Genomic DNA, 19,188 nt, shown 5'->3' with positions numbered 1-19,188 from the left:
TTGTTGTGGCAGACTTTTTTGTTTGTGGCGAACTTTATTGGCGGGCCACAGTGCGGCGCGGCTGTCTTCTTCCGATTTGACTTCGTCAGGCGGTATGCATGGCCCCGGCCACCGTGTCGCGCACGGCGCAGCCGGTGCGGATGATATAGCTCTCGGGATAGGGATCGGCGGCGAAGCGCGTATGCCCCGGCACCCGGCTCAGTTTGTCGAGCTGGGCCTGCGGCCCCAGCGCGGTTTCCTTGCCGGTCAGGGCATCGAGGTGCCAGAAGCCGCCGTCGTGGTGGAACAGCAGCGGCAGCGCGGCGGCGACCGGCGCGGCCTGCATGCGGCGCAGCGGGTAGCCCGGATGCGTGTCCGGCGCCAGCACGATGAAGCATTCGGCGCGCGCGCCTTCGTCGATGCGGTGCAGGATCACGCCGTGCGGCATCAGCGCCGTCACTTCCAGCACGACGATGCCCTTGATGCTGGCGGACAGTTCGATCCGCATGCCGAGGCGGAGCGGCACGGGCTTGTGCTTGCCGGGCCAGACGCCGTCGAGCAGCAGGCCGTAGCGCGATACATCCTCGATTTCAAAGCCCAGCGTGCCGCGGCGGATCACGGCGTGGCGGCCGGACAGCCGGCGCGTCAGGCCGGCGGTATCGATGCCGTCCGGGCCGAAGTGGTTCAGCAGCACGTCCGCCTCGGGGGCGACGATCTCCATCCGGCCGAACACGCATTCGCTCAGCGCGAACAGGCGCACGTGGCGCTGCGCGCCCGCTTCCGGCGCCGCGTTGACGAAGGTGGCGGCCCGGCTCGGGTGCGGGTGCGCCGGGCCCGCGTGGGGCATGTCGATCTCGATCAGGTCCTCGTCCCACGCGATGGTGGTGAAGCCCAGGTCCACCTTGCCGGAATTGCCATGCAGCGCGCCCAGGTCGAGGTGGGCGATGCCGGCATTGCGCGCGGTCACGTCGATATCCATGCTGGCGCCGCCCTGGGCGCTGACACGGGCGATCGACGCGTCGTCCGCCATCACCCGCACGTTCTTGTGGGTGGACAGGAAGATGCGGTGGATCTCGGTCAGCGTCGCGTCGGGGCGCGGCACCAGGATGACGAACGTGCATTCCCACTTGCGCACCGGGCCGCCCGGGTGCCGGCTCAGCACTTCGGCATGGATCTGGTACTGGCCATGCTCGCGGTCGCGCGACGAGAATTCGGCGAACACGGGGCGCCAGTCGCCATCGATGGAGCGCACGAACTGCCGCTCCGGGGCGCCGTCCTGCATCAGGTCCGACGACAGGCGCACCGCCAGTTGCGGCGCGCAGTCGGCGGGCATGCCGCGCAATTCCATCTTCAGGGTCTGGCGGCCGCCGGCCGCGCGGGGATCGAAGCCGCTGATGTGCAGCTGCGGGCGCACGCGGATCGGCGTAGCGTAGTTGCCAACTGCGCCGTTGCCAATAGTGCCGTTGCTAACTGTGCTATTGCCGACAGCGCCGAGCGCCGCTTCCGGCGTGGCTTGCGGCGCCCGCGCATTGCGCATCGCGGCCAGCAGCTGGTAGCTCGACGCGCCATCCGGCGCGGTGCGGCTCTCCGCACTGGCTTCCGAACTGTCGTCCATGACCACCGTCGGCATGGCAACCATGCCGCCCGCCACCGCGGCTGGCTGGCCGTGGCCGCCCTCGCAGGTGTGCTGCCCCGGCGCGACCCAGAAGGTGCAATGCGGGTGATCGGGGTTACGGCAAGTATTCATGAAGGGCCACGGACGAGATAAGCATGACTGTACGCGCTTTCACCCGGGGTTGGCAACCCGGCGTAGCCCCGAACAGGGATGCTTTTCGGCCCGTATTCCCGCGCTCCGTCCCCGCGCCGGGCCCGGCCCGTAGCGATCGCTCAACCTTGTCCGGTCGCCATCGCGCCCGCTTCAGGGCTCGGCGGCGCGGCGCAGCCACAGGCTGCTGGCCCAGCCCACCGCGCCGGCGGCCCTGTCGCCATAGCGGATCTGCCACCAGTCGCCCTCGTGGCGGCCGGTGGGCGTGACGACCGATCCGGCCGGCGCCACGGCCAGGCGCGCCGATCCGACCCCGGCGGCGTCCCGCACATTCAGGTCGCGGTGCACCCGGTAGCGCTGCCCCGGCACCGGCAACATCGCCGCGCCATGTTGCGCGGGCACGTCAGCTTGCAGGCTTCCGGCGGCAGCTGGCGGCGGCGCGGCGGCAACCGCGTGCAGCAGCACGGCGCCGGCTGCCCAGGTACCGCCGCCCAGGATCGCCAGGCCGCGCGCGGTGGGCCGGCGCCACCAGTGCGCCGGCGTCAGGAACGCGGCCAGCACCAGCGTGACGACGAGGCCGAGCGCGTACGCGAGGGCGCCGTGATGGTCGGCCAGATAATGAAATGACATGATCGGCTCCGCTCAGGCATCGAAGCGCAGCACATAATGGCCGGCCACCACGTGGTGCCCCGGCGGCAGCACGAACGGCTCCGCCCCGTCGATCGCCCCCACGAAACCCAGTTCGGCGTCGAGGTGGTACAGCGCCTGGGTGGCCGACTGCCGCGTGATCGACAGCCCGGCCGGGCTGGCATCGAAGGCGAACGCGCTGCGCGACAGGCCGATCCGGTCCGGGCTGGCCGGCGCCGCGGCATCGTCGCGCGCCAGCAGCCGGGGCGTGTCGAGCACGCGCAGCGTGGCCAGCGCCGGGCCGCCGCGGCCGAAGCTGCCCTGCGTGACGGGCGCCGCCACGGGCACCGGCAGGGGAACCAGTGCGCAATACCGCTCCGCCATCTGCGACGGCGCGGCCAGCAGGCGGATGCTGCGCTCGCCGGACGGCGCGAAGGTGGCCGGCGCGCTGACCGGCTGCTGGCCGGCCGGCGTCACGGCATGCAGCGTATCGTTCGCATCGACGACGAAGGTCAGCGCGCTGTCGCCGGCGGGGGCGATGGCGAGCGTCCGGTCGAACGGCACCGACAGCGACGCGGCGCCGGTATTGCGGTAGCGGCTCAGGCGGGGCAGGGCCAGCGCGGCCAAGGTCAGGCGCTGTCGCGCGCCGGGTGCGAACGTGGCGTCCGTGGCGCCGGGTCGCGCTTCGGCGGCCCGGGCCGGTGGCTGCGGCAGCGCCGTGCCGTCGTCGATAACGGGACGGGACGGCGCGCGGGGCTGCCACACGGCGGGCGGTTGCACCGCGGGGCGCATTACGGGCTCGACGAACGGCTGCAATGCCGGCCTGCCGACGGCGCGCGCGATCTTCAGCAACAGGCGCCTGCCTTGCGTCTCGCCCGGCCGGGTCACGACGTAGCAGCCCTGCCGTTCGTCCAGCCGGCAATCCAGCGCGCCTTTCGGCCGCACCTGCAGCACCGGTTGCGCATCGGGGCCATCGTTGATCAGCAACAGCGTGCCGGCCGCGCCGAACGGCCAGCCGGGAGCGCTGGCCTCGTCGATCACGGCCAGGCGCTGGTCCGGGTAGACCGGGCAGACGGGTTTCCACGCGGCCGCGTCGGTCGAGGCGCTGACCTGGAACAGCACTTTCTCGTCGGGCCCGGGCAGGTAGACGGCGTGGCCGAACCGCACCTCGATCTCGCCCGGCTGCAGGTCGTCGCCGCCGCTGACGTGGTAGCGCACCTGGTCGGTGCCGAGCAGGTCGCCGAAATCCTTCTGGTGCAGCGCGGCCAGCGTCTGCGCCAGGTCGCGGGCGCGGTTGCCGCGCGTGAGGTGGTAATCGTCGTCGACATCTTCCTGCGGCAGGCGCAGCGTCACATGCGTGAAGCAGCGGGTGGCGGCGTGGCCGCGCTGTTCCCGGGGGCAGCGTTCCAGCAGGTCGCGCAGCAGCGGGCGGCGGGCGAACAGCGCCAGCCCCGGCGCCTGCCAGATCGCCTCGGCATTGAACACGTCGGGCAGGCGGCCCAGGACTTCGTGTTGGACATAGATCGGCATGACTTACTCCTGTGATGAACCGGCATGGATCCCTAGCAGGGGGAGCAGGAAAAACAGCAGGTGGCTGCCGCCGGCGGACAGGAAACTCATCGGCTGTCCCATCACCGGCAGGATCGCCAGGTTGGTGCCCCACGACAGCAGCAGGTGGCCGGCCACGAAGGCCGCGCCGCCGCACAGCGCGAAGGCTTGCAGGCGGGCCAGCCACGCCTGCCGGAATCCGCCTGCCGCGGCGGCGGTACGGCAGTGGCGGGCGGCGGCATGCGCCAGGCCGGCGACCACAGCGGCCTGCGCGCACCACAGCAGCAGTGCCGCCAGCAACCCGTGCCGGTGCAGCAGGAACGACGGCGCGAAGTCGTCCTGCACGGCCGGCAGCGCCATCACGGCGCCGCCCGGGTTGCCGAGCGAGGCCAGGCCAAGCCATCCATCGGCGCCCAGCCAGCCGCCGGCCGCGATGGCGGCGGCGCCGTCCCGCACCTGCTGCCCAGTATGTGGATGCCGTTCGGGTTCCAGCCAGACCTGGAAGCGGTCGCCATAGAACGTGGCCGGGAGGTGCGCCGGATCGCCGCTGCGCAAGGCCGTCACGCCGGCGATGCCGGCCAGCGCCACGCAGCCCAGCAGGCCCGCCGCCAGCCAGCGCCGTGCGGCCAGCGCATAGGCGAAGGCCATCGCGCCGGCCCACAGCAGCAGCAGGATCAGCGGCGAATAATCGTCCACCTGCACCAGCGCGCAGCCCAGCAGCGCCAGGAACAGCAGGGCCGGCGCGATCAGCCTGAGCCAGCGCGCGCCATGGCCCGGCAGCGCGCGGTGGCCGGCGCGCCAGCCCATGCGCAGGGCCAGGCAGTGCGCCGTCAGCAAGGTGAGCACGAGCTTGGCCGCTTCCACCGGCTGCATGTCGAACACGCCCGTTTCATCGCCCCACAGTACCTGGGCGGCCAGGAGCAGCAGCGCGGCGCCTGCCGCGCCGGCCAGCAGCCATTCGATGCGCCGCTGCGACATGGCCACCGGATACAGCCGCCACAGCGCGACCGCGCCGCTGCCGATGGCCAGCAGCGCGGCGGTCTTGCCGTGGTAGCGCAGCCAACCCGTGTCCATGCCCGCCAGGCCCAGGTTCAGCTGGCACAGCAGGCCGGCGCCGACCAGCAGCAGCGCGGCGCCGGCGGCGGCGGGCAGGCGCCCCGGCGGCACGAACCACATGCCCAGCGCGGCGGCGGACAGCAGCAGCGAGCAGGCCGCGGAGGGCGGCTCACCACCGCGTTGCAGCACCAGGGCGGCACAGCCGGCAGCCAGCACCAGCATGGCGGCCGGGCCGCGCAGCCGGCGCGCGAGTCCGGGGAGCCGGCCGCGCCGGCGCCGCGCATCGGCGAGCGGTCCGAGGATATTGCCGCGCCGCGGGACGGCTTCCCGGCCTTGCACGGCGCCGAACACGGCCAGCGCCGCGGCGCCGGCCAGCAGCCACATTGCCGCGCCGCCTCGCCACAGGCTGCGCTGCCGCCATTCCCAAGCTACCCCGGGCGGCAGCGTGGTCTCGGGCACGGCGTGCAGCGCCACCCGCCGCGCCGGCGCCAGCGTCAGCGTGCCGCGCGCCACCGCGAGCTCGTAGCGGCTGCGGCCCACGGCCAGCGACTGCGCGCCGTCGAGGGAGCGCTGGTCGTCGCGCAGGCCGGCGTCATCGCCTTGCACCGGGACCGCACCGGCGCTGGCCGACAGCACCAGCCCCTGGTCCTGGCGCGCAAGGCGGGCCGCGCCGCCGTCGACGCCATCGATGCCGATGCGGTTCCCGCAATGCAGGTTGCCGCCGAAGAGCAGCGGCCGCGCGATCGCGAGCGCGCGTGGCGCCACGCGGTTCCACAGCGCCACGCCACGCTCCGGCCATGGCGCCCCGGGACAGTGCGCCTGCGCGGTGCCGTCGCGGAACACCGTGGCGCCATCGAAGTGCCAGCGCGCCGCGCCATCGGTGAAGAACAGGGTGCCCCGGACGCCCGGCGTTACCGTGTATCGCCGGGGACCGATGGCGAAGCTGCGCAGCGTCGACGGATCGACGGTGCCGAGGCGTTCCTCGGTGCCGCCGCGCCGCAGCACGGGCAGGGCCGGGCCATCGGCGCGCAGGCGCCATGCGCCGTCCGCGCCCCGGCTGAAGACCAGTCGCGTCCCGGCCGCCCCCACGGCGCCAAGCTGCGCCGCCGTGAGCGTCACGCTGCCCGGCCCGTCGAGGGTGATCGCGATGGCGGCGGGCTGCCACGCCGCGGGCGCCCGCAGCAGCGCGAACACCTGCAGCGCGAACAGCATGGCCAGCAGCGCGAGGAAGGCGCGCCGGCCGGTCCCCATGCCGGTCACCAGGCGTGAACTTGCATTCATGCGCGCCCCTCCAGCGCGGCCGCGCGGCTGCGCACCAGGGCCACGCGGCCGCCCATGGCGGTGCGGACCGCGTCCAGCATCCGGCTGATGTGCAGCGCGTTGCGGGGCCGTTCGCCCGGTTCGCGGGCCAGCAGCATCGACAGCAGGTGCAGCGCCGGCATGCGGGCCAGTGGCGGCACCGCGCCCGCAAAGGCCGCTGCTTCATCGTCGGCCAGCACGGGCGGCAACGGGCCGGCATCGAGCATGGCCCGGGCGCCGCCGGACTGGTGCTCGCGGTAGGCGTCGCCGCACGCCGCGCACCAGCGCAGCGGCGTCCCCATCACCAGGAAGTAAAACAGCGCGCCGAGCGCGAAGTAGTCGCTGTGGCGGCCCGTGGCATAGCCGCCGCCCGGCGCGGGGAAGAACTGTTCCGGGGCCTGCCAGTTGGCCGTGCCGCAGTAGCTGTGGGCCTGCGCCGCCGCCAGCAGCCGGTTGGTGCCGAAATCGGCCAGCTTCACGGTGCCGGCCGCGGCATCCACCAGCACGTTGGCGGGCTTCAGGTCCAGGTAGCGCCAGCCATGCTGGTGCACCTTGGCGAGCGCCCCGTTCAGCTGGCCGATCCAGTCCAGCACCTGGGCCAGCGAAGGCGGGTCGCCTTCGGCCCGGCGGCGCGCGACGTGGCGCCCCAGGTCGCCGCTCATCAGCTCCAGCGCCAGCACGGGCAGGCCATCGTGCCAGCCGGTGTCGACCAGCCGCACGATGTGGCGGCCATCCCATGGCTGCAGCGCTTCGAGGAAGGCGATCTCGTTGCAGGCGCTGTCGATCCACCGTTCGCGCTGGGCCGGCTGTGCGCATTCCATGCGCTGGGCGTTGACGAACTTGAGTGCCACGTCCGGCAGGCCGGCCGGCGCGGTGGCGCGCCAGATCGTGCCGTACACGGAAGCGCCGACGTGTTCACGCAGGCGGTAGTGGCCCTTTCCGAGGGCGATGGTGGTGTCGCGAGCTGGCATGGTGTCGGTGGTGAGGTTTCACTGCCGGCTAGCGGGGGGAGGGGCAAAGGCGCATGCCGAATGGCGCCCGAAAAAGCAAAAAAGCAAAAAGCAAAAAGCAAAAAACAAAAAGCCCGGCATTGCCGGGCTTTGTCATGCGATCCGAAGATCAGTCGTGATGGTGGTGGTGCTTGCGATGGTGCTTGTAGTGGCCCTTGCCGTGGCCGCGGCCACGATGGCTGTCGCGATATTCATGGATCACGCGGCGCTCGACATAGACCGGCTGCTGGCGCACATAGCGGGCACGCGGCGCTTCGTAGTACACCGACTGCGGCTGCGCATACACATGGTGCGGACGGTAGTCGCGGTGATCGCGGTCGCGGGAGCTGATCGCATTGCCGACCAGGCCACCCACCACGCCACCGACCACGGTACCGGTGGTGCCGTTGCCGGTCTGGCTGCCGATGGCGGCACCGACCACCGCGCCGGCGGCGGTATTGAAGGCACGGTCGCCGGCGGCAAAGGCGGCGGAAGACGTCGTCACGGCGGCACCCAGCAGCACGACTCCGATGATGTTTTTGACCAGCATGATGTTTCCCCCTTATTTTTGCGCGGCGCCACCGGAATGATGGTTGCCGTTTGATTGAGGTCTACTTTAGCGGGACGGCTGGGAATTGCCAGCCAATACACAGATTATTACAAACGGACTCGAGCAGGTAACAGATCTGTTACAACCCGGCAGGACCTGGCTCGCCCCGCAGGACTTCCCATTCGTGCCGCAGCAGGCTCATGACCGCCACATCCTGGTACCGGCCATTGATGAAGAATGCTTCGCGCAGCATGCCTTCGGCCGTGAAGCCGCATTTCTGCGCCACGCGCACGGAGGCGATGTTGCGCGGTGCAACCAGCACTTCCAGCCGGTGCCAGGTATGCACGCGGAACAGGTGGTCGGCCAGCATCCGCAGCGCTTCGGTGGTGTAGCCCTGGCCGGCGAGGGCGGTGTCGAACAGCCGGTAGCCGATCTCGCGGCTGGTCGGCGTGCGGCTCTTGAAGTGGGTGATGACGCCGACGATGTGCCGGTACTGGTCTTCCACCACGAACAGTTCGCTGTCCTCGGTCACGAAGCCATGCTGCAGGAATTCCCGGCGCATCGTCTCGGGCGACTTGAACTGGGTGGAAAAATAATCCCCGCGCGACGGCAGGTCGTTGACCAGCGCGATGAACGTGTTCAGGTCCGTGTTCAGCAGGTGCCGCACGGTGCAGAGTGGTCCCTTCAGCATGCGCCCATGCTATGCGATGGCCGCGGCGCGGTCAAACCCGCGCCGGTCCGGTCATGGTTCGCGTCGTACGCTTATATGTTGCCTTGCAATATTGCCAAATGATATCTTCCTGCTTTCATCGAACTTTATCCAGGGAAGACCGCATGAACCTTCGCAAGCCAGTCCTGTCCGCCATTGCCGCCGGCCTGTTCGCCGCCGGCCTGGCCCACGCCGCGGGCACCGCCAGCAGCGCCAACGATGCCGCCACGCTGGCGCAGATCCGCGATGCCGCGATTGCCAGCGACTGGGCCTACCAGCGCCTGGAAGACATGACGGACCTGGCCGGCCCGCGCCTGTCCGGTTCGCCCGGCGCCGCCGCGGCCGTGCAGCAGGTCGCCGAGGCGATGCGCAAGCTGGGTGCCAAGGTCACGCTGCAGCCGGTCAAGGTGCCGCACTGGGTGCGCGGCGAGGAAAAGGGCCAGCTGGTCGAGTACACGGGCCGGCCGCAGGGCGTGGTGCAGAATGTCGTGCTGACGGCGCTGGGCGGTTCCGGCGCCACGCCGCCGGAAGGCTTGACGGCGCCCGTCATCATCGTGCGCGATTTCGATGAACTGCGCCGGCGCGCCAGTGAAGTGAAGGGCAAGATCGTGCTGTTCGAGGTTGCCTTCGACCAGGGCATGGCCGATGCGGGCCTGGGCGGCCCGGCCTATCGCCATGGCTCGGCGTTCCGTACGCGCGGCCCGGCGCTGGCCGCCGACCTGGGCGCGGCCGCCGCGCTGGTGCGCGCCGTGGGCGGGGCCGACTACCGGCTTACGCATACCGGCACTACGCGGCTGGCGGACGGCAAGCGCATTCCGGCGGCCTCGGTGACGGCGGAAGATGCGATGCTGATCGCGCGCCTGAGCAAGCGCGGCCCGGTGACGATGAAACTGGTACTGACGCCGCAGACCCTGCCCGATGCCGACAGCTTCAACGTAATCGCCGACCTGCCGGGCACCGACAAGGCCGATGAAGTCGTCATCGTTTCCGGCCACCTCGATTCGTGGGACCTGGCCACCGGCGCGCACGACGACGCGACCGGCGTCACCGCCTCGATGGGCGTGCTGGAAACGCTGAAGAAGCTGAACCTGAAGCCGCGCCGCACGATCCGCATGATCGCCTGGATGAACGAGGAAAACGGCGGCCGGGGCGGCGATGCCTACCACCAGGCGCACAAGGCGGCGCTGGACAAGCAGTTCGCCGCGATCGAGAGCGATGGCGGCGTGGCCGGCCGCACCTTCGGCGTGCAGGCCGGTATCCGCCCGCAATATGAAAAGCTGTTCGCGCCGCTGCAGGCCGCGCTGGTGCCGATCGGCGCCGGCGTGCTGCAGCGCCGCGACGTGATCGGCGCCGGCGACCTGCATGCGATGGAGGCCGACGGCGTGCCGTCGTTCACGCCGCTGGTCGATTCGAGCGCGTACTTCAATTACCACCACACCCCCGCCGACACGTTCGACAAGGTCAATCCCGATTACCTGAAGCGGCACGTGGCCGTGATGTCGGCGCTGACGTGGTACCTTGCCAACATGGACCAGCCGATCGGCCGGGCCCCGGAACAGTTCAATTGATGGCTGCTTACCCACCCCTCGAAGGAGTCGTGATGGAAAACGTGAAACCGGCCGGCGGCCTGTCCGCCCTGGCCCGGGGGTTGCCCCTGGGCCTGGCCCTGAGCCTGTCTTTGCTCTTGGCTGGCTGCGGCAAGGTCGACCCGCAGCTGACGGCGCAGCAGATGACGATGACGGACGCCACCTGCGCGCCCGCCGAAGTGAGCAAGATCGCCGATACGGACGTGCGCAAGGCCTTCCAGGAACGCTGCGACCGCCGCGAGCAGTTCAAGCCGGCCGCGCCGCCGGCCAGCTGATCAGGTTGAAGTGAAGCGGCTGCCCATCGCCGCGCCCACCGAGGCGGCGATCAGGTTGATGTGAAGCGACTGCTCATCGCCGCGCCTACGGAGGCGGCGATGATGGCTCCAATCGCCGCCCACTGATTTATCGCCAGCCGTTCGCCCAGCAGCGCGAGGCCCATCAGGGCACCGATGGCCGGCTCCGCGCTGAGCAGGATGCTGAAGGTATTGGCGGGCAGCCGGCGCAGCGCGATCATCTCCAGCGAATAGGGAATCGCGCTCGACACGATGGCCACGCCCAGGCCCAGCGCCAGCACATGGGGCTGCAGGATGGCCGCGCCGGCCTGGTAGAAGCCGAACGGCGCCGCCACCAGCACGCCGATCCACATGCCGCATGCCGACGCGGCCGGCCCGTGCCGCATGCCGGCCCGCTTGCCGGCCAGGATGTACACCGCCCAGCAGGCACCCGCGCACAGCGCCAGTGCGATACCGCGCCAGTCGAGCGCCGCCGCCGAACGGTCCCACGGCAGCAGCAATGCCAGTCCGCCGACGGCGAGCAGGATCCACAGGAAATCCATGCGCCGGCGCGACGTGAACACGGCCACCGCCAGCGGGCCGGTGAACTCGACCGCGATCGCCACGCCGAGCGGCACGTAGGCCAGCGACGAATAGAATGTCAGGTTCATCACGCCCAGCGAGACCCCATACAGCGCCAGCGGGCGCCATTCGCCCTCCAGCCGGATGCGCCACGGCTTGAATACGGCGGACAGGATCAGCGCCGCGAACGAGAGCCGCAGCGCCGTGGCGCCGGCCGGCCCGATCAACGGAAACAGCTGCTTGGCGAGCGAGGCGCCGGCCGTCAGGGAGACCAGCGCCAGCAGCAGGGCGGCGAAGGGTAGGGCGTTGGAAACCGGGGCGTGGCTGGAAGCTGTCTGCATGAACGTGAGGTTGGGCGCGGGCCGGCGTGCGCTGTTCGGGAAGTGCGACAGTATAGCCGCCAGCCATGAAAATCGCGGCCGTCCGTGCTACCATGGCGCCCCATGAAAGGCTTGCTCCGTACATTGCTGCTGTGGTTCCTGCTGGCCGGCGTGCCCTTGCAGGGCTTCGCCTCGGCCACGATGCTGCTGTGCGGCGCGCAGCCCGCCGCCGCGCACCAGGCGATGCCTGCCCACGGCGATCACGACCATGCGGCCATGCTCGCCGCGCATGGCGACGGCGCGGCCCACCATGCGGGCGCGCACCACGATGCCGATGCTGCCAGTGGCGAGCATGCCGGCCACGCGCAATGCGCCAGCGCCGGCGCCTGCTGCACCGGGGCACCGCTCGCACCGGCATTGCCTGCCGCGCCGCGATCGCAGGATGGCCGCTGCGCCACCGTTCCCTTCGTTCCCGCGGCCCCCGCCGCCGTCGACCTGGCCGGCCTCGAGCGGCCGCCGAAGTCCGCCTGATCCAACGTATTCCGTAGAGCCGGCCCAAACCGGTCCCGACCCGCGACGCGCGGGTCGCTCACGCACGATCATGCAAGAGGTAACAATGACATCGACACCGATGGCGACGGCCCTGGCCGTCCCGATCCTGGCGCTGGCCCTGTCCGGCTGCGCCAGTTTTTCCCCCGACGGCGGCATGGATGCCGTCAACCGGGCCACGCAGGCGAGGACTGGCGCGGCCACGACCCTGCTGCGCACTGAACACGACCGCAATGCGCTGGCGGAACAGCTGAAACCGATGCTGGCGCAGCCGCTCGGCGCGGACGACGCGGTGCGCATCGCGCTGCTGAACAACCGCGCGCTGCAAGCCACCTACTGGGAGCTGGGCATCGCGGAAGCCGACCTGGTACAGGCCGGCCGGCTGCAGAATCCCGCCTTCGGCTACCAGCACAAGCGCGGCGGCGGCAGCACGTCGATCGAGCGCTCGCTGGCGGTGAACCTGGCCAACTTGCTGACTGCGCCGCTGGCGGTGCGCATGGAACGGGGCAGGTTCGAACAGGCGCAGTTGCGCGTGACGTCCGAAGCCCTGAAGACGGCGGCCGAGACGCGGCGCGCGTATTACGAAGCCGTGGGCGCGGCCCAGGCCGTCGAGTATGCGAAACAGGTGGCCGGCGCCGCCGATGCCAGCGCCGAGCTGGCGCAGCGCATGCGCAAGGCCGGCAACTGGAGCGCCTTCGATCAGGCGCGCGAGGCGGCCTTTTACGCGGAGGCGATGGCCGATGTCGCGCGGGCGTCGAGCGCGGCCAGCGCGGCGCGCGAACGGCTGACCCGGCTGCTGGGGCTGGCCGGCACGGAAGGCGGCTACCGGCTGCCCGAGCGCCTGCCGGAGCTGCCGGCGGCGGCGCCGGAACTGGCCGATGTCGAGCAGGCGGCGCTGCGCGAGCGCCTCGACGTGCGGGCGGCGGCGAAGGAGGCGGAGCATACCGCCGCATCGCTGGGCCTGACCCGCGCGACCCGCTTCATCAACGTGCTGGAACTGGGCGCGTTGCGCGAGCGGGAGGGCGGCGAACCGGTGCAGCGCGGCTACGAGGTGACACTGGAAATCCCCCTGTTCGACTGGGGCACCGCGCGCACGCGGCGGGCCGAGGCGGTCTACATGCAGGCCGTGAACCGGGTGGCGGAAACCGCCGTGAATGCCCGCAGCGAAGCGCGCGAAGCCTATTTCGCCTGGCGCACCGCGTACGACCTGGCCAGGCACTACCGGGACGTGGTGATCCCGCTCAGGAAGCAGCTGTCCGACGAGACACTGCTGCGCTACAACGGCATGCTGCTCAGCACCTTCGAGTTGCTGGCCGATGCGCGCGAGCAGCGCGTGGCGGTGGCTGCCGCCATCGACGCACTGAAAGAGTACTGGATCGCCGACGCCGGCCTGGAAGCCGCGCTGGGTGGCCGCCCGCACGGCGCCGCGGCTGCGGGAGACAAGCCGAACGAGGCAAACAAGCCGAACGAGGCAAACAAGCCGAACGAGGCAAGCCAGCCAAACAAGCCAAACAAGCCTGACCAGACCACCGGGTCGACACAGCACAACGCACACGGAGCACACCCATGACCGCATCGTCCAACTCGCGCCGCACCTTCCTGGCCGGCGCCACCACGCTGCTGAGCGCCGGCATGGTGAGCCGCGCCGGTGCCGCATCGCTGCCGGAAGCGCCGGTGCACGCGTCGGCCGCCACCGCCGCGCCACTGGTACCGCCGAACGGCCGGCCGTACAACCCCGTCGTCACGCTCAATGGCTGGAGCCTGCCCTGGCGCATGAAGGACGGCGTCAAGGAATTCCACCTCGTCGCCGAACCCGTGGTGCGCGAGGTGGCGCCCGGCATGACGGCCAACCTGTGGGGCTACAACGGGCAAAGCCCGGGGCCGACGATCGAAGTGGTGGAGGGCGACCGCGTGCGCATCTTCGTCACCAACAAGCTGCCCGAGCACACCAGCATCCACTGGCACGGCCAGATCCTGCCGAACGGCATGGATGGCGTGAGCGGCGTGACGCAGCCGTCGATCCAGCCCGGCAAGACCTTCGTGTACGAATTCGTGGCTAAGCATGCCGGCACCTTCATGTACCACCCGCACGCCGATGAGATGGTGCAGATGGCGATGGGCATGATGGGCTTCTGGGTCACGCATCCGAAGGATATCCGCCAGCACGCGGTCGACCGCGACTTCGTGTTCCTGCTGGGCGCCTACGACATCGAACCGGGCAGCTACACCCCGCAGGTCAACACGATGCTGGACTTCAACCTGTGGACCTTCAACAGCCGCGTGTTCCCGGCGATCGATCCGATGGTGGTGCGCCAGGGCGACCGCGTGCGCATCCGCGCCGGCAACCTGACGATGACGAACCACCCGATCCACCTGCACGGCCACACGTTCCAGGTGACCGGCACCGACGGCGGCTGGGTCAGGCCGTCGGCCCGCTGGCCGGAAGTCACCACCGACATCGCCGTCGGCCAGATGCGGGCGATCGAGTTCGTCGCCGACAACCCGGGCGACTGGGCGTTCCACTGCCACAAGTCGCACCACACGATGAACGCGATGGGCCACGACGTGCCCACGCTGATCGGCGTCGACCACCGCGGCGTGGCAGAGAAGATCAACAACCTCGTGCCCGGCTACATGGTGATGGGCGACAAGGGCGGCTCGATGGGCAGCATGCGCATGGCGCTGCCGGAAAACACGCTGCCGATGATGACCGGCACCGGCCAGTTCGGCGAGATCGAGATGGGCGGCATGTTCACCCTCGTCAAGGTGCGCGAGGGCCAGGCGCGCGGCGACTATCGCGATCCCGGGCATTACCGGCATCCGAAAGGCAGCGTGGCCTACGAGTGGACCGGCGAGCTGCCGCCCGCGCCGCAGGCCCCCGGCATGGCGCCGCTCGCGCCGGCGCAGGGCAAGCCGGTGGATGTCAAGCGCGGGGGAGGGCATGAGCATCATTGATTACTGACCGTTTTTCGGCGCTGGCTGTCGCAGCTGGCGGGCAAACGCGCAGGCAATCACTTGCCGGGGATAGACCCGAATGCCGTTAAGTTAAGCGTTACCCGACGCAAATGAAAGAGCATGCATTCACCCCAACAGCGAAGGGCCGGGGTCAGACCCGCCGGGTCTGACCCCAGCAGTTCGCACTTGGGGTGATCCAGGCGGTAGCTGTCGGCTGCCGAATACCGGTTCTCCACGGCCAGCTATGCTGCATGCTATATTCCCCCCCGATGAAAGCCCACCTCGACTCCTTCGTCCTCGCCCTCCGCTACCTCCTCAAATGGTCCCTGGTTTCACTGCTGATCGCCGTCCTGGCGGGCAGCGCCTCGGCCCTGTTCCTGTTCTCCCTCGACGCCGCGACCGCGTATCGCGAGCGGCAGCCGTGGATCATCTGGCTGCTGCCGCTGGCCGGCTTCGCGGTCGGCTGGGTGTACCTGCGCTGGGGCCGCGAGGTGGAAGCGGGCAACAACCTGCTGATCGACGAGATCCACGATCCGAAGCAGGTGGTGCCGCTGCGCATGGCGCCGCTGGTGCTGGGCGGCACCGTCATCTCGCACCTGTTCGGCGCATCGGTCGGGCGCGAAGGCACCGCGGTGCAGCTGGGCGGCTCGCTGGCCGACCAGCTGACGAACGTGGCGAAGCTGGGTCCCGGCGAGCGCCGCATCCTGCTGATGGCCGGCATCAGCGCCGGTTTCGCTTCCGTGTTCGGCACGCCGCTGGCCGGCGCCATCTTCGGGCTGGAGGTGCTCGTGATCGGCCGCATGCGCTATGACGCGATCTTCCCCTGCATGGCGGCGGCGATCCTGGCCGACCAGGTCGGCCTGGCCTGGGGCGTGCATCACACGCATTACGCGGTGGCCGCCGTGCCGCCAATCACGGCATGGTCCATCGCCGCGATCGTCGCCGCCGGTGTCGCCTTCGGCCTGGCCGGCATGGTGTTCGCCCGTGCCACCCATGCGCTGTCGGGCTTCATGAAACGCCACGTGGCGTATGCGCCATTGCGGCCGCTGATCGGCGGCGCGGTGGTCGCCGTCGCGGTGTGGGCGGTGGGCACGCAGCGCTACGTGGGCCTCGGCATCCCGGTGATCGTCGAAGCGTTCGCGCATCCGCTGCCGATCTGGGATGCGCTGGGCAAGCTGGCGTTCACCGTGGCGTCGCTGGGCACCGGCTTCAAGGGCGGCGAAGTCACGCCGCTGTTCTATATCGGCGCCACGCTGGGCAATGCGCTGGCGCCGCTGCTGGAACTTCCGTTCCCGCTGCTGGCCGGGGTGGGCTTCGTCGCCGTGTTCGCCGGGGCGGCCAACACCCCATTGGCATCCACGGTGATGGCCCTGGAACTGTTCGGGCCCGCCATCGGTCCCTATGCGGCGCTGGGTTGCGTGGTGGCCTACCTGTGCTCCGGGCACGCCGGTATCTACAAGGCGCAGCGCGGCGCCAAGCCGCCGTTCAGCGCAGGCCGCGATCCACGTCGGGACGCGGATCGATGAGTGCCGGCAGCGCCGCATCGGCGTCCAGCCGCGCCAGCAGGCGGCGCGCATCGAACGGCGCGTGCACCTTGATGTCGTTGTCGAAGTAGCAGTAGATATCGCGGCTCGCGCGCTTCGGCGGTGCCGCCGCCGTGATCAGCCGCGCGTCGCCGGGCTGCCCGCCGGTACTCCACGCCCGGATTTTCCGCGCCCAGCCATTCAGCGCTTCGTCGGTGTAGCCGCCCGCGTACAGTTCCTTTTCGCCATGCAGGCGCAGGTACATGAAGTCCGCCGTCACATCCTCGTAGCCGGGCCACTTGCCCGCCGTGTCGGCCACCACCAGGGCCACCTTGTACTTGCGCAGCAGCTTCACGAACGCCGCATCGGCGAAGCTTTCATGGCGGATCTCCAGCGCGTGGCGCAGCTTGCGCTTGCGGTCGATCTCGAGGAACGCGCGGCCTTCCATGCGCGGCTCGTGCTGCCGCGCCATCTCCAGCGCGGCGGCGGTATCGTGGGGCAGGGCGGCCAGGAAAGCTTCGATCACGCCGGCATCGAACTGGAAGTTCGGCGGCAATTGCCATAGGAAGGGCCCCAGCTTGTCGCGCAATGCCAGCACGCCGGAAGCGAACACATTGCTCAGCGAAGGGGCGGGATCGCGCAGCCGGCGCATGTGCGTGATGAAGCGGTTGCCCTTGTGGGCGAACACGAAGCCTTCCGGGGTGGCGTCGTACCACTCCTGGTAGCTTTTCGGCCGCTGCAGCGAATAGAACGAACCGTTGATCTCGATGGTGGGCAGCATGCGCGAGGCGAAATCGAGTTCGCGCGCCTGCGCCAGGTCGGCCGGGTAAAAGACCTTGCGCCATGGTTCGTAGCGCCAGCCGGAAATGCCGATGCGCAGTTGTGCCCGCGATTTCGCCCCGACCCCCGCCCCTGCTTCCTTCACTCGCTCACTCATGCGCCCACGAACAGTTCGCGCACGTCGCCGCCCCCGGCCGCGTGCCGGGCGCGCTGGCCCCAGGCGCGCAGCAGCTGTTCCACGCCCTGCGGCGGCAGCGCGGAACAGAAGTACCAGCCCTGCACGCAGTAGGCATGCTGGTGGCGCAGCCAGTCCAGGTCCACCTGGCGTTCCAGGCCTTCGCACAGCAGTTCCGCATCCGAGACCTCGGCCACGCCCTGGATCAACCGGAACAGGCTGGCCGTCACGGCGCTGTCGGCCACGCCATGCACGAAGCGGCGGTCCACTTTCAGCCGGTCGAACGGCAGCGTGCCGATCGCATCCAGGTTGGAGTAGCCGATGCCGAAGTCGTCGATGGCGATGCGCAGGCCGAGGCGGCGCAGCGCGGCCACCCGGTCGCCCAGCGCTTCCGGCGCTTCCAGCAGCTGGCTTTCCGTGACTTCCACTTCCAGCAGCGCGCCGGGCAGGCCGTGCTCGTCCAGCAGCGCCTTGACGGCATCCGGCAGCCCCGGATGCAGCAGCGTGGAGCGGGAGAAATTGAGCGACACGGGTACTTGCGGCAAGCCGGCATCCATCCAGCCGCGCATGTCGCGGCAGACCTGGCCCATCACCAGCATGTCCAGCGCATGGCTGTTGCCGGAACTTTCCGCCAGCGGCACGAAAGTCGACGGCGGCACCGCGCCGCGCTGCGGATGTTCCCAGCGCACCAGCGCTTCCAGGCCGATCAGCTTCTGCTTGGCGAAGTTGACCTGCGGCTGGTAGTGCATCGACAGCCGGCCGGTGCCGGGCTGGCCTTCCAGCACGCCCAGCAGGTCGTGCAGGAACCACGAGCGTTCGCGCAGTTCGCTGCCATATTCGCGCACCACGGAAAAGCCGGCCACGTCGCCGATGCTGGCCGCCGCCGTCTCGGCCATGTCGAGCAGCGCGGCGGCCGCCACCGGCGTCGGCAGGGTTTCGCGCACGATGCCGATGCGCGCATGCAGCGCCTGCGTGCGGTCCGACGGCAAGGTGACGGGCACGTCGATCGCGTGGCACAGCGCCTGCAGCCGGTCCATGCCCGTGTGGTCGAGCAGCGCGAAGGCGAAGCGGTCGCCGCCCAGGTGGCCGAGCAGGCTGTCCGGGCCGGCCCAGCCGATGATGCGCGCGGCGATCTCGGCCAGCGTGGCATCGCCGGCGCCGCGGCCATGGACTTCGTTGATCTGGTGGAAGCCTGTCAGGTCGACATAGCCGACCGCCAGTTCGCGGCGCCCGGCCTCGCCCTTGGCGTGCTGCAGGTGCTGCACGAACGCGCCGCGGTTGTACATGCCCGTGACGGCGTCGCAGTAGCGCAGCTCCAGTGTGTCCGCGACCAGCCGCGCCAGCCCCTGCAGCATGGTGCGCTGCGCGGCTTCGAGCCGGCCGGGCGCTCGCCACATCACCCACAATGTGCCGAGCTGGTAGCCGCGGTTGCCGTACAGCGCCACGCCGGCATAGTGGCGGCAGTGCGGCGGCTCACGCACGACCGGCTTGGCCGCCGACCAGTCGTGGGCCAGCGCATCCTCCACCTCGAAAAAGTCGCTTTCCGACGCCACCAGTTCGCTGCAGAACGATGCGCCCCGCTCGATCTCGCGCAGCGAGATCCCCACAGTCACCGGCAGCCAGATGTGCGAGCGGTAGACCAGGCTGATGCCGCCGATGTCGGCGCCCATGGTCTGCACGGCCAGCTCCACGATGAAGCGCAATTGCGGATCGGGCTTGTCCAGCGCGAGCGCGTAGCGCGACAGCTCGCGTACCCTGCGGTGCTCCGACTCGTCCCGTTCGATCCACACGTCCATGACAAAAGGCTCCTTCCCGGTCAGTCCCAAGCTTACGGAGGTTTTGCCAGTGATGCAACCGCCGTCCCGCAGAGTGTAGCGGCTCTGCCTTCAGGGCGATGCGATGCACCGGCGTGGCGCACTAAGAT

General features: G+C 70.1%; 16 protein-coding genes. 6 read left to right on the top strand and 10 right to left on the bottom strand.

The features are described from left to right. Window positions 1-85: 85 nt before the first annotated feature. The 7 genes from EYF70_RS15380 to EYF70_RS15350 all read right to left on the bottom strand — a co-directional run bounded on the left by EYF70_RS15380 (window position 86) and on the right by EYF70_RS15350 (window position 8,504). Window positions 86-1,726, bottom strand: a complete 1,641-nt coding sequence (locus tag EYF70_RS15380; protein ID WP_131146197.1) for an FHA domain-containing protein — start codon at window positions 1,724-1,726, stop codon at window positions 86-88. 171 nt (window positions 1,727-1,897) lie between these two features. Continuing rightward, a complete protein-coding gene (locus EYF70_RS15375; protein ID WP_131146196.1) occupies window positions 1,898-2,374 on the bottom strand; it encodes an SH3 domain-containing protein in 477 nt (158 codons plus the stop codon). Between the two features lie 12 nt (window positions 2,375-2,386). Further along, window positions 2,387-3,901 carry a hypothetical protein gene (locus EYF70_RS15370; protein ID WP_131146195.1) on the bottom strand — a complete coding sequence of 505 codons (1,515 nt, stop codon included), beginning with the start codon at window positions 3,899-3,901 and terminating at the stop codon, window positions 2,387-2,389. A 3-nt stretch (window positions 3,902-3,904) separates the two neighbouring features. Continuing rightward, window positions 3,905-6,256: an FtsW/RodA/SpoVE family cell cycle protein gene (locus EYF70_RS15365; RefSeq protein ID WP_229420399.1), complete on the bottom strand. Its 2,352-nt coding sequence runs from the start codon at window positions 6,254-6,256 to the stop codon at window positions 3,905-3,907. Then, a complete protein-coding gene (locus tag EYF70_RS15360) occupies window positions 6,253-7,245 on the bottom strand; it encodes a protein kinase domain-containing protein (RefSeq protein ID WP_131146194.1) in 993 nt (330 codons plus the stop codon). Before EYF70_RS15360 ends, EYF70_RS15365 begins: the two co-directional genes overlap by 4 nt. A 148-nt stretch (window positions 7,246-7,393) precedes the next feature. Beyond that, on the bottom strand, window positions 7,394-7,813 hold the full coding sequence (locus tag EYF70_RS15355; protein WP_131146193.1) for a glycine zipper 2TM domain-containing protein: 420 nt from the start codon (window positions 7,811-7,813) through the stop codon (window positions 7,394-7,396). 139 nt (window positions 7,814-7,952) lie between these two features. Then, window positions 7,953-8,504 (bottom strand): GNAT family N-acetyltransferase, encoded by a 552-nt coding sequence (locus tag EYF70_RS15350; RefSeq protein ID WP_131146192.1) that lies wholly within the window; start codon window positions 8,502-8,504, stop codon window positions 7,953-7,955. 143 nt (window positions 8,505-8,647) lie between these two features. Here EYF70_RS15350 and EYF70_RS15345 point away from each other — a divergent pair, with 143 nt between their 5' ends. Together EYF70_RS15345 and trbK are read left to right on the top strand one after the other, a co-directional pair. Then, window positions 8,648-10,090, top strand: a complete 1,443-nt coding sequence (locus EYF70_RS15345; protein ID WP_131146191.1) for a M20/M25/M40 family metallo-hydrolase — start codon at window positions 8,648-8,650, stop codon at window positions 10,088-10,090. A gap of 32 nt (window positions 10,091-10,122) precedes the next feature. Then, entirely contained in the window at window positions 10,123-10,383 is a 261-nt protein-coding gene (trbK, locus tag EYF70_RS15340; RefSeq protein ID WP_165497681.1) for an entry exclusion lipoprotein TrbK, read from the top strand. 50 nt (window positions 10,384-10,433) lie between these two features. On the opposite strand, the gene EYF70_RS15335 is transcribed toward trbK, so the two are convergent. Further along, window positions 10,434-11,303, bottom strand: a complete 870-nt coding sequence (locus EYF70_RS15335) for an EamA family transporter (RefSeq protein ID WP_131146189.1) — start codon at window positions 11,301-11,303, stop codon at window positions 10,434-10,436. A gap of 111 nt (window positions 11,304-11,414) precedes the next feature. Here EYF70_RS15335 and EYF70_RS15330 point away from each other — a divergent pair, with 111 nt between their 5' ends. The 4 genes from EYF70_RS15330 (at window position 11,415) to EYF70_RS15315 (ending at window position 16,312) form a co-directional block, all read left to right on the top strand. Beyond that, entirely contained in the window at window positions 11,415-11,813 is a 399-nt protein-coding gene (locus EYF70_RS15330) for a hypothetical protein (protein ID WP_131146188.1), read from the top strand. A gap of 85 nt (window positions 11,814-11,898) precedes the next feature. Continuing rightward, the gene (locus EYF70_RS15325; protein WP_131146187.1) at window positions 11,899-13,401 is read left to right on the top strand and encodes a TolC family protein; all 1,503 of its coding nucleotides are present in this window, start codon (window positions 11,899-11,901) and stop codon (window positions 13,399-13,401) included. Continuing rightward, complete coding sequence (locus tag EYF70_RS15320) at window positions 13,398-14,786, top strand: multicopper oxidase family protein (protein ID WP_131146186.1); 1,389 nt, start codon at window positions 13,398-13,400, stop codon at window positions 14,784-14,786. Before EYF70_RS15325 ends, EYF70_RS15320 begins: the two co-directional genes overlap by 4 nt. A 251-nt stretch (window positions 14,787-15,037) precedes the next feature. After that, a complete protein-coding gene (locus EYF70_RS15315; RefSeq protein ID WP_229420398.1) occupies window positions 15,038-16,312 on the top strand; it encodes a voltage-gated chloride channel family protein in 1,275 nt (424 codons plus the stop codon). Here the strand turns inward: EYF70_RS15315 and EYF70_RS15310 are convergent. After that, the gene (locus EYF70_RS15310; RefSeq protein WP_131146185.1) at window positions 16,272-17,246 is read right to left on the bottom strand and encodes a DUF72 domain-containing protein; all 975 of its coding nucleotides are present in this window, start codon (window positions 17,244-17,246) and stop codon (window positions 16,272-16,274) included. The two genes, EYF70_RS15315 and EYF70_RS15310, sit on opposite strands and share 41 nt — an antisense overlap. After that, window positions 17,243-19,060, bottom strand: a complete 1,818-nt coding sequence (locus tag EYF70_RS15305) for a putative bifunctional diguanylate cyclase/phosphodiesterase (protein ID WP_131146184.1) — start codon at window positions 19,058-19,060, stop codon at window positions 17,243-17,245. Before EYF70_RS15305 ends, EYF70_RS15310 begins: the two co-directional genes overlap by 4 nt. Window positions 19,061-19,188: the final 128 nt, after the last annotated feature.

This window comes from Pseudoduganella albidiflava (assembly GCF_004322755.1).
Classification (GTDB): Bacteria; Pseudomonadota; Gammaproteobacteria; order Burkholderiales; family Burkholderiaceae_D; genus Rugamonas; species Rugamonas albidiflava.
This window is presented reverse-complemented; position numbering and strand designations above follow the sequence as displayed.

What these genes read in the sequence shown, in the direction of transcription:
- EYF70_RS15380 (WP_131146197.1), bottom strand. Translation starts at nt 1,726, where the DNA reads ATGAATACTTGCCGTAACCCCGATCACCCGCATTGCACCTTCTGGGTC.
- EYF70_RS15375 (WP_131146196.1), bottom strand. Translation starts at nt 2,374, where the DNA reads ATGTCATTTCATTATCTGGCCGACCATCACGGCGCCCTCGCGTACGCG.
- EYF70_RS15370 (WP_131146195.1), bottom strand. Translation starts at nt 3,901, where the DNA reads ATGCCGATCTATGTCCAACACGAAGTCCTGGGCCGCCTGCCCGACGTG.
- EYF70_RS15365 (WP_229420399.1), bottom strand. Translation starts at nt 6,256, where the DNA reads ATGAATGCAAGTTCACGCCTGGTGACCGGCATGGGGACCGGCCGGCGC.
- EYF70_RS15360 (WP_131146194.1), bottom strand. Translation starts at nt 7,245, where the DNA reads ATGCCAGCTCGCGACACCACCATCGCCCTCGGAAAGGGCCACTACCGC.
- EYF70_RS15355 (WP_131146193.1), bottom strand. Translation starts at nt 7,813, where the DNA reads ATGCTGGTCAAAAACATCATCGGAGTCGTGCTGCTGGGTGCCGCCGTG.
- EYF70_RS15350 (WP_131146192.1), bottom strand. Translation starts at nt 8,504, where the DNA reads ATGCTGAAGGGACCACTCTGCACCGTGCGGCACCTGCTGAACACGGAC.
- EYF70_RS15345 (WP_131146191.1), top strand. Translation starts at nt 8,648, where the DNA reads ATGAACCTTCGCAAGCCAGTCCTGTCCGCCATTGCCGCCGGCCTGTTC.
- trbK (WP_165497681.1), top strand. Translation starts at nt 10,123, where the DNA reads ATGGAAAACGTGAAACCGGCCGGCGGCCTGTCCGCCCTGGCCCGGGGG.
- EYF70_RS15335 (WP_131146189.1), bottom strand. Translation starts at nt 11,303, where the DNA reads ATGCAGACAGCTTCCAGCCACGCCCCGGTTTCCAACGCCCTACCCTTC.
- EYF70_RS15325 (WP_131146187.1), top strand. Translation starts at nt 11,899, where the DNA reads ATGACATCGACACCGATGGCGACGGCCCTGGCCGTCCCGATCCTGGCG.
- EYF70_RS15320 (WP_131146186.1), top strand. Translation starts at nt 13,398, where the DNA reads ATGACCGCATCGTCCAACTCGCGCCGCACCTTCCTGGCCGGCGCCACC.
- EYF70_RS15315 (WP_229420398.1), top strand. Translation starts at nt 15,038, where the DNA reads ATGCTATATTCCCCCCCGATGAAAGCCCACCTCGACTCCTTCGTCCTC.
- EYF70_RS15310 (WP_131146185.1), bottom strand. Translation starts at nt 17,246, where the DNA reads ATGAGTGAGCGAGTGAAGGAAGCAGGGGCGGGGGTCGGGGCGAAATCG.
- EYF70_RS15305 (WP_131146184.1), bottom strand. Translation starts at nt 19,060, where the DNA reads ATGGACGTGTGGATCGAACGGGACGAGTCGGAGCACCGCAGGGTACGC.